The sequence below is a fragment of the Streptomyces sp. NPDC021115 genome, from assembly GCF_044333065.1.
In the GTDB taxonomy this organism is placed as follows: Bacteria; Actinomycetota; Actinomycetes; order Streptomycetales; family Streptomycetaceae; genus Streptomyces.
Genome location: NZ_JBIRQF010000014.1, coordinates 205,779 through 220,450 on the forward strand (window position 1 = coordinate 205,779; position 14,672 = coordinate 220,450).

Annotated in this window: 13 protein-coding genes and 1 pseudogene; 6 read left to right on the top strand and 8 right to left on the bottom strand. The window is 71.8% G+C overall.

Annotation, left to right across the window (positions count from 1 at the left end; genetic code table 11):
• Positions 1-67: 67 nt before the first annotated feature.
• The 6 genes from ACH4TL_RS33255 to ACH4TL_RS33280 all read right to left on the bottom strand — a co-directional run bounded on the left by ACH4TL_RS33255 (position 68) and on the right by ACH4TL_RS33280 (position 4,894).
• Positions 68-262: a ferredoxin gene (locus ACH4TL_RS33255; RefSeq protein WP_398323411.1), complete on the bottom strand. Its 195-nt coding sequence runs from the start codon at positions 260-262 to the stop codon at positions 68-70.
• A gap of 20 nt (positions 263-282) precedes the next feature.
• The gene (locus ACH4TL_RS33260) at positions 283-1,497 is read right to left on the bottom strand and encodes a cytochrome P450 (RefSeq protein WP_398323408.1); all 1,215 of its coding nucleotides are present in this window, start codon (positions 1,495-1,497) and stop codon (positions 283-285) included.
• A 166-nt stretch (positions 1,498-1,663) separates the two neighbouring features.
• Entirely contained in the window at positions 1,664-2,119 is a 456-nt protein-coding gene (locus ACH4TL_RS33265) for a hypothetical protein (protein WP_398323406.1), read from the bottom strand.
• 14 nt (positions 2,120-2,133) lie between these two features.
• Entirely contained in the window at positions 2,134-2,403 is a 270-nt protein-coding gene (locus ACH4TL_RS33270; protein WP_398323404.1) for a hypothetical protein, read from the bottom strand.
• The gene (locus tag ACH4TL_RS33275) at positions 2,403-3,245 is read right to left on the bottom strand and encodes a PaaX family transcriptional regulator C-terminal domain-containing protein (RefSeq protein WP_398323402.1); all 843 of its coding nucleotides are present in this window, start codon (positions 3,243-3,245) and stop codon (positions 2,403-2,405) included. The genes ACH4TL_RS33270 and ACH4TL_RS33275 overlap by 1 nt, the downstream gene beginning before the upstream one ends.
• Positions 3,242-4,894 (bottom strand): AMP-binding protein, encoded by a 1,653-nt coding sequence (locus ACH4TL_RS33280; RefSeq protein ID WP_398323400.1) that lies wholly within the window; start codon positions 4,892-4,894, stop codon positions 3,242-3,244. The genes ACH4TL_RS33275 and ACH4TL_RS33280 overlap by 4 nt, the downstream gene beginning before the upstream one ends.
• 126 nt (positions 4,895-5,020) lie before the next feature.
• On the opposite strand from ACH4TL_RS33280, the gene ACH4TL_RS33285 reads away from it, so the two are divergent.
• The 5 genes and pseudogenes from ACH4TL_RS33285 to ACH4TL_RS33305 all read left to right on the top strand — a co-directional run.
• On the top strand, positions 5,021-6,145 hold the full coding sequence (locus ACH4TL_RS33285) for an acyl-CoA dehydrogenase family protein (protein ID WP_398323398.1): 1,125 nt from the start codon (positions 5,021-5,023) through the stop codon (positions 6,143-6,145).
• Between the two features lie 37 nt (positions 6,146-6,182).
• Positions 6,183-6,611, top strand: a complete 429-nt coding sequence (locus tag ACH4TL_RS33290) for a RidA family protein (RefSeq protein WP_398323396.1) — start codon at positions 6,183-6,185, stop codon at positions 6,609-6,611.
• A gap of 50 nt (positions 6,612-6,661) precedes the next feature.
• On the top strand, positions 6,662-7,177 hold the full coding sequence (locus ACH4TL_RS33295; RefSeq protein ID WP_398323394.1) for an ArsR/SmtB family transcription factor: 516 nt from the start codon (positions 6,662-6,664) through the stop codon (positions 7,175-7,177).
• Positions 7,178-7,180: 3 nt separating this feature from the next.
• Positions 7,181-8,275, top strand: a complete 1,095-nt coding sequence (locus ACH4TL_RS33300) for a serine hydrolase domain-containing protein (RefSeq protein ID WP_398323392.1) — start codon at positions 7,181-7,183, stop codon at positions 8,273-8,275.
• A gap of 29 nt (positions 8,276-8,304) precedes the next feature.
• A pseudogene (locus tag ACH4TL_RS33305) lies at positions 8,305-8,409 on the top strand (dehydrogenase); the annotation flags it as partial.
• Between the two features lie 228 nt (positions 8,410-8,637).
• Here the strand turns inward: ACH4TL_RS33305 and lspA are convergent.
• Complete coding sequence (gene lspA, locus ACH4TL_RS33310) at positions 8,638-9,183, bottom strand: signal peptidase II (protein WP_398323390.1); 546 nt, start codon at positions 9,181-9,183, stop codon at positions 8,638-8,640.
• Between the two features lie 74 nt (positions 9,184-9,257).
• The gene (locus ACH4TL_RS33315) at positions 9,258-10,445 is read right to left on the bottom strand and encodes a PLP-dependent aminotransferase family protein (RefSeq protein WP_398323388.1); all 1,188 of its coding nucleotides are present in this window, start codon (positions 10,443-10,445) and stop codon (positions 9,258-9,260) included.
• A gap of 472 nt (positions 10,446-10,917) precedes the next feature.
• On the opposite strand from ACH4TL_RS33315, the gene ACH4TL_RS33320 reads away from it, so the two are divergent.
• Positions 10,918-14,672 (top strand): type I polyketide synthase (locus ACH4TL_RS33320; protein ID WP_398323385.1); only part of this gene is annotated, 3,755 nt, incomplete at its 3' end.

Genomic DNA, 14,672 nt, shown 5'->3' on the forward strand with positions numbered 1-14,672 from the left:
CCGCGCGAGCAGCGAGCGGGGAGACGGCGGGGCAGCCGGGCCGGGGAGAGTCATTCCGCTGGGAGGGTCATTCCGTCAGGCGGATCGCGCCGGTCGGGCACGCCGCGGCTGCCTCACGGACGGCGTCGAAGTGCTCCGGCGGCGGAGCGTCGTCCAGCACGACCACGATCCCGTCCTCCTCCCGCTGGTCGAAGACCTGGTCGGCCCTGACCACGCACATCCCGCTGCCGCAGCAGACTCCCTGGTCAGCAGTGATCTTCATGGTACCTTCCTCGCCGATCGTCACCAGGTGACCCACATGTCCTCGAAACCGCCCGCCGCGACTCCCTCGCGGGCGCGGAGGTTCTCCGGGGTCTCCCGCAGCCGCAGCCCGGGCAGCCGCCTGACGAACGTGCCCAGGACCACCTGGAGTTCCACGCGCGCGAGGGTCTGACCGACGCAGAAATGCGGTCCGGCGCCGAAGGCGAGGTGCTGGGCGTTGTTCTCGCGGCGCGGATCGAACCGGTCGGGCTCGGGGAACTTGCGCTCGTCCCGGTTGGCGGCGTGCAGATTGACGAACAACGTGCTCCCGGCGCCGACCGGCTCCCCGCCGACCTCCGTGTCCTCGGTGATGAACCGGGGGATGCCGACCCCGCCGTTGGCGTCCATCCGCAGGGCTTCCTCCACCACGCCGGGAACCAGCGCGGGTTCGGCGAGTACGGCCTCGTAGCGCTCCCGCTCGGACAGCAGCATCGCCGTCATCTTGAGGATCATGTTGGAGGTGGTCTCGTGGCCCGCCAGCAGGAGGCCGACCGCGGTGGAGATCAGCTCGTCGTGGCTGAGCCGGCCGTCCTCGCTGTCGGAGATCTGGGTCAGCTCACTGAGCAGGTCGTCGCCCGGTTCGGCCCGTTTGCGCTCGACGAGATCCGACGCGTAGGCATGGAAGTCCCGCTGTGCGTCGTTCACTTCGGCCTGCGTGTAACGCGTCAACGTCAGCAGTACTTCCGACCAGTGGGCGAACCTGTCCTGGTCCTCGCTCGGCGCACCGAGCAGCGCGCAGATGACCTGCACCGGCAGAGGGAGCGCCAGCGCCGCGCGGAGGTCCGCTGGCGACCCCTTGGCCACCATGTCGTCCACCAGCGCGTCGGTCATCTCCTGGATGCGCGGGCGCCACGCCTCCATCTTCTTCACCGTGAACGCGCGGCTGATCAGCCGCCGCCACCGCCGGTGCCCCGGCCCCTCCTTGTTGTCCACCTCCCCCGGCGAGGGACGGCTGAACATGCCGCCGTCCTCGGTGGTCGACATGCGCGCCGCGCCCTTCCGGTCGAGGTTCCGGCTGAACCGCTGATCGGTCAGCAGCCCGCGCACCTCGTCGTATCCGGTCAGCAGACCGACGACATCCCCACTGGGCATCCGTACGTGCGCCACGGGGCAGGTGGCACGCGTCTCGGCCCATTCCCGCGGGGGTTCCAGGAGGTTCGGCTGCTCGAACGGGTAGTCGGGGACGGCTTCCGTCATGGGGGGACTCCTCCGGTGTCGGGGACCTCCAAGCACCGTAAGACGATCGTCTTATTAAATCAACGAACTTAGAAGGTGTGGCCGACATTCGACCCGCGGAGTGGGATGCCGGTGGTCCTGGGCCTCGCCCAGGGTCTGGGCCGAACTGCCGCTTCGCCTTTCCCCGTCAATCCCAGGAGTTGAACAGCACTCCGCCCAGCGTGGTGATCCCGAAGTAGCTGATCCGGCGCCAATCGGCTCGCGAGAACCCTGACGAATCCAGGTCGGCGAGAGGCGTCCCCAGGTACTCGGCCGTCAGCACGTCGAATCCCGCGGCCGAGAGGACGTCGCACCAGGGTGGTGGGGAGGCGAAGCCGCCCTCGTACCAGTCCAGCCGCTTCTCGGCGAAGGCGATCCAGGGGTAGTGGGCATGGCACAGGACGACGGGCTCGTCGTCGCCCCGGATGATCGAGGCGGTGTGGAAGGTCCTGGGGTACTTCTGTTCCTCCACCTCGCCGACATGGCCCCCGGCCGCGCGGGCGGCGAGGTACAGGGCGGTGCGGAAGGTGCGCAGCCCGGTTTCCGGAAGCGGGCCGTCCTGGGGCCGGAAGAAACCCGTCGCGCCTCGTTGGAGAGGGAACACCGTGCCTCCTGGGCTCAGGGCTTGTCGTGCGTGTCGCCGGTGAGGTGGCGGTGGATCTCGTACGCGAGCCTCGCGCCGCCGGCGAGCAGCGGCGGGGCGAGGAGCTTCGCCAGAGTCGCCGTCTCTCCGCCCGCGCGGGCGCGCAGCCACAGCAGGAGGGCGCCGGTGGCGGACAGGTGGAGGAGGGCCCAGAACAGCCCCGTTCGGGCCTGGCGGAACGAGATGGTGGCGGCGAGGGCCCATAACCACGGTATGAGGGCGAACCCCAGGGCTGCGAGTGCCATCAGTCCTGTCTCACCGCCGCACCGCTCAGCGCCGCCTCCGCGTACTCCGCGCCCGCGTCGCGCAGCCGGTCGTGCAGCGCCGCGAAGACCTCGGCGGCGCGGGCGCCGGGCCAGTCGTCGGGGAGCAGCGACGGGGGCAGGCCCGGGTCGGCGTAGGGGAGGTGGCGCCAGGAGTCGAGGGCCAGGAGGTAGTCGCGGTAGGCGGCCTCGGGGTCGGGGGCGTGGCCGCTCCAGTGGGCGAGGACCGGTTCGTGGGTGGTGAGGAAGGCGCGGTGCAGGGCGGCGAGTTCGTCCAGGTCCCACCAGCGGCGGACCGCCTCGGCGGTGGGCGTGAAGCCCGCGTGGTCGCCCCGGAAGAGGTCGACGTAGGACGCGAGGCCGAGGCGCTGAAGGGTGTGGCGGGTCTCGTCGTAGAGGCGGTCCGGGGCGATCCAGACGCCGGGCGCCGCGGTGCCGAAGCCGAGCCGGGAGAGGCGGGAGCGGAGCAGATGGCGCTTGTTGCGCTCCTGCTCGGGGACGGAGAAGACGGCCAGCAGCCAGCGTCCTGGCTCGGGGGCGGGGCGGGGGTAGACGCGGTGGTCGCCGTCGTCGAGCAGCTGGCGGGCGTCGGCCGACAGGGCGTACCCGGCGGCGCCGGTGGCGGTGCGGTCGGCGACCAGCAGGCCGCGCCGCTTGAGGCGGGAGACGGCGGAGCGCACCGACGGCGGGTCGACCCCGACGGCGCCCAGCAGCCGGATGAGCGCGGCGACGGGCACCGGCCCGGCCGGGTGGCCGGGCGCGCCGCGCCCGTAGGCGCCGTAGTGGGTGACGATGAGGGAGCGCGGGGTGTGCTGGCCGTTCACGGGGTCACTGTAGAGCGGGTGACGGCGGAGCCGTCGCGGAGGCGGTAGCGCTGGAGCTTGCCGGTGGCCGTGCGGGGGAGCGCGTCGAGGAGGACGAAGCGGCGCGGGCATTTGTAGGGGGTGAGTTCGGCGGTGGTGAACGCCTTGAGGGCGGCCACGGTCTCCTCCGTGCGCGGGATGCCCGTACGCAGCACCACATGGGCGACGACGACCGTGCCGCGCTCCGCGTCGGGCGCCCCGGTGACCGCGGCCTCGACCACGTCGGGGTGGCGCAGCAGGGCTTCTTCGACCTCGGGGCCCGCGATGTTGTACCCGGACGAGATGATCATGTCGTCGGCGCGGGCCACATAGCGGAAGTAGCCGTCCGGGTCGCGGACGTAGGTGTCGCCGGTGAGGTTCCAGCCGTCGCGTACGTAAACGCGCTGGCGCTCGTCCGCCAGATAGCGGCAGCCGATCGGGCCGCGCACGGCGAGCAGGCCCGGTTCGCCGTCGGGCACCGGGCGCAGATCCGTATCGACTATCCGTGCCTCGTAGCCGGGCACCGGAACGCCCGTCGTCCCCGGGCGGATCGCGTCGTCGGCGGCGGACAGGAAGATGTGCAGCAGCTCGGTGGCGCCGATGCCGTTGATGATGCGCAGCCCGGTGGCCTCGTGCCAGTCGTGCCAGGTGGCGGCGGGCAGGTTCTCCCCGGCGGAGACGCAGCGGCGCAGCGAGGAGACGTCGTACCCGCCGGGCTCGGCGCGCAGCCGGTTCAGCATCGCCCGGTACGCGGTCGGCGCGGTGAACAGCACCGACACCCGGTGCCGTGTGATGTCGCCGAGCAGCCGGTCAGGGCCGGCCCGTTCGGTCAGCAGCGCCGACGCCCCGGCGCGCAGCGGGAAGACGACGAGCCCGCCGAGGCCGAAGGTGAAGCCGAGCGGCGGGCTGCCCGCGAACACGTCGTCCGGGGTGGGCCGCAGCACCTGGGCCGAGAAGGTGTCGGCGATGGCGAGCACATCGCGGTGGAAGTGCATGCAGCCCTTGGGCCGCCCGGTGGTTCCCGAGGTGAAGGCGATGAGGGCGACGTCGTCGGCGGAGGTCGGCACCGCCTCGTACGACGCGGGCGCGCGGGCCGCGAGCCGCAGCAGGTCGTCGGGCGCGTCACCGCCGTACGTGGCGGTGCGCAGCCCCGGCACCTCGGCCTTGACCAGGTCGTCCGCGCACCGCGCGTCGCACAGGGCGTGCCCGATCCGGGCGATGTCGCAGATCGTGGCCAGTTCGCGGGAGCGCTGCGCGGCCAGGACGGTCACCGCGACCGCGCCCGCCTTCATGACGGCGAGCCAGCAGGCCGCCAGCCAGGGCGAGGTGGGGCCGCGCAGCAGCACCCGGTTGCCGGGGACGACGCCGAGCGTGGTGGTGAGGGTGTGCGCGATGCGGTCGACGTGCGCGCGCAGCTCCCCGTACGTCCACACCGCGCCGGAGCCGTCGCGCACGGCGATCCGCTCCGGGCCGTACCGCTCCACGGTGCGATCCAGCAGCTCGGCCCCGCAGTTGAGCCGGTCGGGGCGGCGTGGCCCCGGCAGATCCAGGAGGAGCCCGGGCCACTGGTCGGCGGGCGGGAGATGGTCGCGGGCGAACGTGTCGACGTGTGCCGAAGGACTGAGCTCCATCGAGATGCGCCCCCTGCCTGCCCGATGTGCCTGCCGGATGGCTGTCTGAAGCCGCTTTGTCAGCGTAACGTGATGGTGACGACAGTCAATATGCCGCGATAAGGGTTGTGCCGAGGGAGGCCCCCGATGCCGTCATTCGCACTGGATCCGGAGCAGCGGCGCTGGTGCGCGCGGCTGCGCGCGCTGGCCCGCGACCGGCTGCGCCCCCTCGCGGACGCCGGTACGCCGGGGCGGGTCAACCGGCCGCTCACCGCCGCGCTCGGCGAACTCGGCCTGCTGGAACGGCTGCTCCCGCAGGACGGGCCGGTCCGGGCGCTCGACCTGTGCCTGCTGCGCGAGTCGCTGGCCATGGAGTGCACCGAGGCCGAGACCGCGCTCGCCCTCCAGGGGCTCGGCGCGTACCCGATCGTGCTGTCCGGCGGTGAGAAGCTGTACGAGCGCTGGATGCCCGGAGTCCGGGCGGGCCGCACCGTGGCCGCCTTCGCGCTGAGCGAGCCCGACGCCGGATCGGACGCGGCCGCGCTCACCCTGCGGGCTGACCCGGACGGCGCCGGGGGCTGGCGGCTGACCGGTGAGAAGTGCTGGATCTCCAACGCGCCCGAGGCCGACGTCACCACCGTCTTCGCCCGCACCACCCCGGGTGCGGGCTCACGCGGCGTCACCGCCTTCCTGGTGCCCGCCGACCGCCCGGGACTCGGCGGCGAGCACCTGGACATGCTCAGCCCGCACCCCATCGGCCGCCTCGTCTTCGACGGCGTCCCGGTCGGACCCGACGACGTGCTGGGCGTACCCGACGCGGGCTTCCGCGTCGCGATGCGCACCCTCAACCTGCTGCGGCCGAGCGTCGGCGCGTTCGCCGTCGGCATGGCGCAGGCGGCGCTGGACGCCTCGCTGGAGCACGCCGGAAGCCGCACCGCATTCGGCGGCCCCCTGAAGGACCTCCAGTCCGTCGCGCATCAGCTCGCCGAGATGGCCACCCGCACCGAGGCCGCCCGGCTGCTGGTGTACGCGGCGGCCGCGGCGTACGACGACGGCGAGCCCGGCATCGCCCGGCGCTCGGCCATGGCCAAGCTGCTGGCCACCGAGACCGCGCAGTACGTCGTGGACACGGCCGTACAGATCCACGGCGCGCGGGCGCTGCGCCGCGGCCATCTGCTGGAACACCTCTACCGCGAGGTGCGCGCGCCCCGGATCTACGAGGGCGCCACCGAGGTTCAACGCACCCTCATCGCGAAAGAGTTGTACCGATGACCGAAGAGCCGTGCCCGTGACCGAAGGAGCGGTACCGATGACCCAGCCCCTGTACGAACCCCCGCACCAGCCCCTCCAGCGGATCAACCCCGCCGAGCTGTCCCCGCCCACCGGATTCAGCCACGCCGTCACCGCGACCGGCGGACGGCTGGTCTTCCTGGCCGGACAGACCGCGCTGGACCAGGACGGCAAGATCGTCGGCGACAACCTCCCCGCCCAGTTCCGCCGCGCGCTCACCAATCTGCTCACCGCGCTGCAGTCCGCCGGGGGCAGCCCCGCCGACCTCGCCCGGCTGACCGTCTACACCACCGACGTCGCCGCCTACCGCGAAGACGCCCCCGAACTCGGCCGGATCTGGCAGGAGATGGCCGGTCGCGACTATCCGGCGATGGCGGTCATCGGCGTCGTCCGGCTGTGGGACGAGGAGGCGATGGTCGAGGTGGACGGCATAGCGGTGCTGCCGTAGGGGAGTTGGGCCCTTGCTCCGTTATTCCGGAATAACGTAATCTCCGGTGCATGGCCGACGAGTCCCTCCACGACCGGGTCGCCGCACTCGAAGAACGGGTGTCGCGGCTGGAGTCCGACGCGCCGGACACCTCGCGCGACGAGGTGTTCTGGGCGCTGGAGGGGCTTCGCCGCCGGATCACGGGACACGGGCAGGTGCTGTTCACCGGCGCGGTCGAACTGCCCACCGGCCAGCGCTACGAATGGCAGCAGGGCGCCACCACGGACGGGCTGCTGGCCGCCGACTGGTCCGAACACGCCGCGCCCTACGCCGCGCTGGGCCACCCGGTGCGGCTCACCCTGCTGCGCGCCGTGCTGGGCGGCACCCGCTCCGCGGCCGAACTCCAGGAGGCCGCCGGGCTGAACACCACCGGCCAGCTCTACCACCACCTCAAGCAGCTCACCGCGACGGGCTGGCTCCAGGCCGAGGGCCGCGGCCACTACCAGGTGCCCGCGGGCCGGGTCGTACCGCTGCTCGTGCTGCTGTCCGCGGTGGTGCCACCAGGCAATCCGACAACGGGGGATTGACACATGAACCGACGCAGGTTCCTCACCATGGCGACGGCGGCCACGGGCGCCTCGCTGCTCTCCACCACCACCGCCGCGGCCGACGGCGCCGCCCTGCCCGCGCGGGTGCGCCGCACCCTGGACCGGGCGCTGGCCGCCGGGCTCCCGAGCGCGGTGTGCGGCGTCGTCCAGGGCGGACGGACGTACGTGGCGGGCGCGGCCGGAAAGGGCAAGCGGACGCCGACCGGCCGCACCGTGTTCCAGCTCGGCTCGATCGGCAAGACGCTCACCGCCACCGCGCTCGCCCGCGCCGTCACCGAGGGCGAGACGCGCCTCGACGCACCGCTCACCCTGCCCGCCCGCTTCCCCGTCCCCCGCAAGGGCCCCGGACGGATCACCCTCGCCGACCTGGCGACCCACTCCTCCGGCCTGCCCTCGCTGCCGCCGGGCCTCCTCGACGGGGCCGACCCGTACGACCCGTACGCGCGCTACACCCTGGACGACCTGGCCACCGGCCTCGGCAAGACCACCCTGGCCACTGAACCGGGCACCAAGTACGCGTACTCCAACCTCGGCTTCGGACTCCTCGGCCAGGCCCTGGCCTTCGACCGCGTGGACGCGATGCTGCGCCACCGGGTGGCCGCGCCGCTGCGGCTGACCGACACCACGACGACCCTGCGGCCCGACATGCTGCTCCGCAAGGCCGTGGGCCACTACGAGGGCAAGCCGGTGCCCGACTGGCACGACCACGTGCTCAGCGCCGCGGGTACCTCCCTCTACAGCACGGCCGACGACATGCTGCGCTTCCTGGCCGCCCAACTCCACCCCGAACGCTCACCGCTGAAGGCCGCCGTCGAACTGACCCAGCGCCTCCACTTCACCGACGGAGACGCCCGGCTCGGGCTCGCCTGGCACCTCGGCACGCTCCCCAGCGGCCGCACCATGACCTGGCACAACGGCAGCACCGGCGGCTTCGGCACCTGCGCGGCGTTCAGCCGGGAGAGCGGGACGGCGGTGGTGATGATGACGAACGCCGTCACCGAGCAGCCCGCGGGGCAGGACCGCCCGATCGACGCGCTCACCGTCGACCTGCTCATCGCCCTCGACGGCGCCCGCTGACGCTGACGGAACGAGGAGTCCTGATACCCATGGCCGACGAGCGCGTTGTCGTCGTCACCGGCGGCGGCACCGGCATCGGCGCCGCGACCACCCGGTTGCTGCGCGCCGAGGGACACCACGTCGTCATCGGCGGCTGACGGCCCGAGCCCCTGCGCCGGATCGCCGATCAATCCACGCCCTGCTGGATGAGGGGCTCGGCCTGCGGCCGGTCCCCGCCGACTTGGGCCTGGCCCGCCACGTCGTCCGCCGCCCTGCCAGTGGCGAGAGCGTGGTGAAGGGGCATGTCCAACGGCTCCGCGAAACCTTCCAGCACGACTATCCGGCCCGCAAAGCACCGTCCGTGCGCGACGTGACCAACTGGATCACCCGCTGCCGTCCTCGGCCCTCTCGGCAGTCTGCTCCTTTTCGGCCGGCTTGGCTCGCGTCTCGGATTCGAGCGTGCCGTCCAGGCGGATTCCGCGGAACGAGGCCCAGATCACCAGGGCACTGCCGCACACCACGGAGCAGTCGGCGAGGTTGAAGACCGGCCAGTGCGGCAGTTGAATCCAGTCCACGACGTGCCCCTGCAAGGGGGAGGGGCCTCGGAACAACCGGTCGATGAGATTTCCGGCCGCCCCGGCGATGAACAGCCCGAAGGAGACCGCCCAGACGGGGGCGCGAACTCGGGGCGACAGCACCAGCGCGGTGATGAGGACCGCCATTTTCACTGTGGTGAAGACCCATGTTTCCCCCTGGCCGAAGGAGAACGCGCCACCCGAATTAAAGACCAGGGTGAATTTCAGAAGCCCACCGAGTGCCTGTGTCGGATAGTTGCCCGAGAAATGGGTCAACGCCACCTGCTTGGTGATGAAATCCGACGTCAGCAGCACGAGCGCTACTGCTGCAATGATTCCCAGTCGTCGAGGCATGTCACCGGGCGAGGGAGCGTCTCGCGCAACCTGTGGGCGTGGTAATCCAGTCATGGCCGCATTGTATGCGACGGTTACCCGAAGATTTTGGCGAGACGTGTCAGGCCTTCCCTGATCGTCTCGGCGGGGTGCTCGGTGAACGAAATCCGCAGGGTCGCCGGGTCGGCCGGGCCCGCGAAGAACGGTGCTCCGGGCACGTAGGCGACGTCATGGGCCACGGCTCGGGGCAACAGGGTGGTGGCGTCGTGTCCACCCGGCAGGCGCACCCAGACGAACATCCCGCCGTCCGGCCGGTTCCAGGTGCTTCCGTGCGGGAGTGCGGAAGGCAGACCGTCGAGCAGCGCGTCACGGCGTACCCGATAGGCGGCGCGGACCCGTGCCAGGTGGGCATCGAAGTCGGCATGGGTGAGGTACCGGGCGGCAGCCGCCTGGTCCACGGTGGAGCAGTGCAGATCGGTGGCCTGCTTCACCGTCGCACAGGCTCGGCGCAGCGCGGCCGGAGCGCGCAGCCAGCCGAGGCGCATGCCCGGGGACATGATCTTGGAGAGGCTGCCGAGCAGGACCGTACGGTCGGCTGCGCTGTCGAGTGAGGCGATCCACGGCAGCGGCGTCCCGTGGAACCGCAGTTCGCCGTAGGGATCGTCCTCGACGATCCACAGGCCGTGGTGTGCCGCGACCTCCGCGACGGCCCGACGACGCTCGACGGAGAGCGTACGGCCCGTCGGATTCTGGAAGTTGGGGACGACATAGAGGAGTTTGGGTCGCTCCGCGGCCGCGAGGCCGGCCAGCGCCACCGGGTCGACGCCGTCCTCGTCGCACGGGACCGGGACGACGCGTGCTCCCCCGGAGGCGAAGCACTGGAGGGCCGCGAGATAGGTGGGGCTCTCCACGAGGACGGTGTCGCCGGGGGTGAGCAGTGCCATCGAGGTCAGGGCCAGTGCCTGCTGGGAACCCGACGTGACCAGCAGGTCGTCCGGCAGGGTCGGCAGAGCGTGGGAACTCAGCCGCTCCGCGAGGGCCGTCCGCAGCGCCGGGTCGCCCTCGGTGGTCGAGTACTGGAGGACACGGCGCGGGGCTGTGGCCAGTACATGGTCGTACGCGGCTCGTAATCCATCGGCGTCGAACAGCTCCGGGGCGGGCAAGCCGCCCGCGAACGAGATCACGTCCGACCGTGCCGTGAGCGCGAGGATCTCCCGGACGGACGAGGCGTGGGCCGGGTCGGCGTGCGCGACGGGAACGGGGACGGCGGCTGGTCGCGTCATGCCCGCAGCTTACGGACGAACGCCGCGGCGTCCCGGGGGCGCGAGTCCCAAGAGTGCCCAAACATGTCTCATCGATTTCTTGTCGAGGTCGTCCAGCTGTCCGTGGCGGGGACGGCCGCAGTGACCAGCCGGTTAGGGAGCTCGGCCTGCCGGAAACTGCCCGGTATGGGTGCGTTGGGTGCCGGTCGGCGACGCGCTCCCAGATGGACTGAAAACGCATGGTTGACCGTTGAAACGACTTGTCAGGTGGCGGAGTGTGCATGTCAGTGTGCTGGAGCCGTGTACCTGGTTCCACATTTTTGACGGGTCACTACGAGAACCGCCTTCCCTGAGTGCTTCAGAGGGCCTTCCGTCATGTCGTCGGTCGGTTCGAAGCAGTAAGAGAAGCGGTAATAAGGGGGGCGTGGTGTCTGATCTCCGCCATGGGCATTCCGAGGTTTCCGTGAATTCCACCGGAGGAGGTCCGGGGTCGGTGGAACCCATAGCATTGGTCGGGCTCTCCTGTCGGCTTCCCGGTGCTGCGGGACCCCAGCAGCTGTGGGACCTTCTACGCGACGGCCGCAGCGCGATCACCGCAACCCCCGACGAGCGCCGGGGCAGTCTTGAGGACACCGGACACCTTGAGCCGCCCGCCCTGCGCTGGGGGGCGTTCCTGGAGGACGTCGACCGGTTCGACCCGGGGTTCTTCGGGATCGGCCCGCGCGAGGCCGCCGCGATGGATCCGCAGCAGCGCCTGGCCCTGGAGCTGAGCTGGGAAGCCCTTGAGGACGCGGGCATCCTCCCCGACACATGGCGGACCGACGACACGGCCGTCTTCCTCGGCGTGGCGTCCGGCGACTACACCCTCCTACTCGACCGCCGGGGGCCGGCCGCCCGGACCCCGCACACCGTCGCCGGCACTCAGCGCGGCATCACGGCCAACCGCGTCTCGTACGCCCTCGGTCTGCACGGCCCCAGCCTCACCGTCGACGCCGGCCAGGCATCTTCGCTCGCGGCGGTCCACCTGGCCTGCGAAAGCCTGCGGCGCGGCGAATCCACGCTCGCCGTGGCGGGCGGCGTACACCTCAACCTGCTGCCCGACACCGCCTACGGAATGGCCGGGCTCGGCGCGCTCTCGCCCGACGGCTGCTGCTCCACCTTCGACGCGCGGGCGAACGGCTATGTGCGCGGCGAGGGCGGCGCCATGGTCGTACTCAAACCCCTGTCCCGCGCCCTCGCGGACGGTGACCTCGTCCACTGCGTCCTGCTCGGCAGCGCCCTGAACAACGACGGCGGCGGCGAAGGGCTGACGGTGCCGAGCCGCGCCGCCCAGGAGGAGGTGCTGAGGCGGGCCTGCGAGAGGGCAGGCGTCGATCCCGGGCACATCCAGTACGTCGAACTGCACGGGACGGGCACCAGGGCCGGAGACCCCGTCGAGGCCGCCGCGCTGGGTGCCGTGTTCGGCACCGCCCGGACAGCGGACCACGGCCCCCTGCACGTCGGCTCCGTCAAGACGAACATCGGCCACCTGGAGGCCGCGGCGGGCGTGGTCGGCCTGGTCAAGACGGCGCTGGCCCTCAAACACGCGACGCTGCCGCCCAGCCTCAACTTCCGCGCCCCGAACCCGCTAATCGACCTGGACGCGCTGCGGCTGCGCGTGGTGACCGACCCCCTGCCCTGGGCCGAGGGGACCGGCACCTGCCTCGCGGGCGTCAGTTCGTTCGGCCTCGGCGGAACCAATTGCCATGTCGTGCTCTCCCAGCCGCCCGCCCCCGCCGAGACCACCCGGGCACCGGCACCCGGCCCCTCCGGCGCGGTGCCGTGGCTCCTGTCCGCCGCCACGCCGGAGGCGTTGCGGGCGCAGGCCGACCGGCTCCGGACGTACCTGACCGAGGAGCCCGGCGCCGACCCCGCCGACGTGGCCTTCTCCCTGGCCACCACACGGGAGACATGGGAGCACCGCGCGGTGCTCGTCGCGGCGGACCGTGAGGAGTTCCTGCGCGCGCTGACCGCCGCCGCCGTACCCGGAGGGGTCGATTCCGCGCTGGTCAGGGGGCACGTCGGCGAGCAGGGCAGGGTCGTCTTCGTCTACCCGGGCCAGGGCCCTCAATGGGCGGGCATGGCAAAGGAGTTGCTGGAGGCGTCGCCCGTCTTCCGGAAGAGGATCGAGCAGTGCGACAGCGCGCTGCGGCCGCACGTCACGTGGTCGCTCCTCGACGTGCTGCGGGAAACGCCCGGTGCCCCGTCCCTGGAACGGGCCGATGTCGTCCAGCCCGTCCTGTGGGCCACGATGCTCGCGCTGACCGAGGTGTGGGCCTCCTTCGGTGTGCGTCCCGACGCGGTGGTGGGCCACTCACAGGGCGAGATCGCCGCCGCGTGCGTGGCGGGAGCGCTCAGCGTCGAGGACGCCGCGAAGATCGTGGCCCTGCGCAGTCGCGCGCTCGGCCGGCTGGCGGGCACCGGCGCCATGGCCACCATCTCGCTGCCCGTGGCACAGGTGCGTGACCGGCTCGACCGGGCCGGGGACGGGGGAGAGATCGCCGCGGTCAACGGCCCGGCGTCCACCGTGGTCTCCGGTTCCCCCGAGGCCGTCGACCGGCTCCTCGCGCAGTACGAGGCCGAAGGCGTCTGGGTGCGGGCGATCCCCGTCGACTACGCCTCGCACTCGGCCGACGTCGAGATCCTGCGTGACGCGCTGCTGACGGAACTCGCCGATGTCACCCCCCGCCGGTCGGAGATCCCCTTCTGCTCCACTGTTACCGGTGACATCACCGACACCACGGAACTGAACGCCGACTACTGGTACCGCAACCTGCGCCGCCCTGTCCGCATGGAGACCGCCACCCGGCACCTGCTGGACACTGGGCACCGGACGTTCGTCGAGGTCAGTCCCCATCCCGTGCTCACCGTCGCGCTCCAGCAGACCCTGGGCGCCGCGGCCGCGGTCACCGGAACGCTCCGGCGGGACGAGGGCGGTCCGCGCCGTCTGCTGGACTCCGTCGCCCGGCTCCATGTACGCGGCGTGCGGGTCGACTGGAGTGCCGTCCTGGCCCCTGGGACCGGGCGACGGCTCCGGCTGCCCACGTACCCGTTCCAGCGGCAGTCGTACTGGTTCGAGGGAGAGGACCGGCGCGCGCCCGCCGCGCGAGCCGGGTCCCCGGCACCGTCGGCGGAACCGGCCGCACAGGCCGCCGCACCGGCCGAGCCGTCGCGGCACGGGCACGGGGAACTGACGGACCTCGTAAGGGAACACGCCGCCGCCGTGCTGAACCACCCGGATCCCGGACTGGTCAACCCTTCCCGCCGCTTCAAGGACCTCGGCTTCAATTCACTGGACGCCGTCACCCTCCTGGAACGGCTGACCGCCGCCACCGGCGTCCCCCTCTCACCCACGCTGATCTTCGACCACCCCACGCCCGCCCTGCTGGCCGGGCAACTGCGCGCGGAACTCGCGGGCGAAGGCGCCGACACCGGCACCGGCCCCGTCCGCACACCCCACTACGACGAGCCGATCGCGATTGTGGGGATGGGCTGCCGGTATCCGGGTGAGGTGAGGTCGCCGGAGGATCTGTGGCGGTTGGTGTGGGAGGGGCGTGATGTGATCTCGGGTTTCCCGGAGGGGCGGGGGTGGGATCTGGAGCGGCTGTGCGATCCCGACGCGGATGGTGAGGAGCCGGGTCGTATCCGCACGCGGGGTGGGGGTTTTCTGCATGAGGCGGATCTGTTCGATGCGGGGTTCTTCGGGATCGCGCCGCGTGAGGCGGAGGCGATGGATCCGCAGCAGCGGTTGCTGCTGGAGGTGTCGTGGGAGGCGTTGGAGCGGTCCGGGATCCGTCCTGACACGCTGAAGGACAGCCCCACCGGAGTCTTCACCGGGATGATGCGCAGCACTTATGTGCCATCCCGGGTCCCGGCGGAGTCCGAGGGACACATGCTGACCGGCAACGAGAGCAGTGTCGCGTCCGGTCGGGTGGCGTATGCGTTGGGGCTTCAGGGGCCTGCGGTGTCGGTGGATACGGCGTGTTCGTCGTCGTTGGTCGCTCTGCATCTGGCGGTGCAGTCGCTGCGGCGGGGGGAGTGCTCTCTGGCGCTCGCGGGCGGAGCCACCGTGATGTCGTCGCCGTCCACCCTCATCGAGTTCGGCCGCCGCCGTGGCCTGTCGCCCGATGGCCGGTGTCGGGCGTTCGGTGAGGGGGCTGACGGGACGGGGTTCGGTGAGGGCTGTGGTGTGTTGGTGTTGGAGCGGTT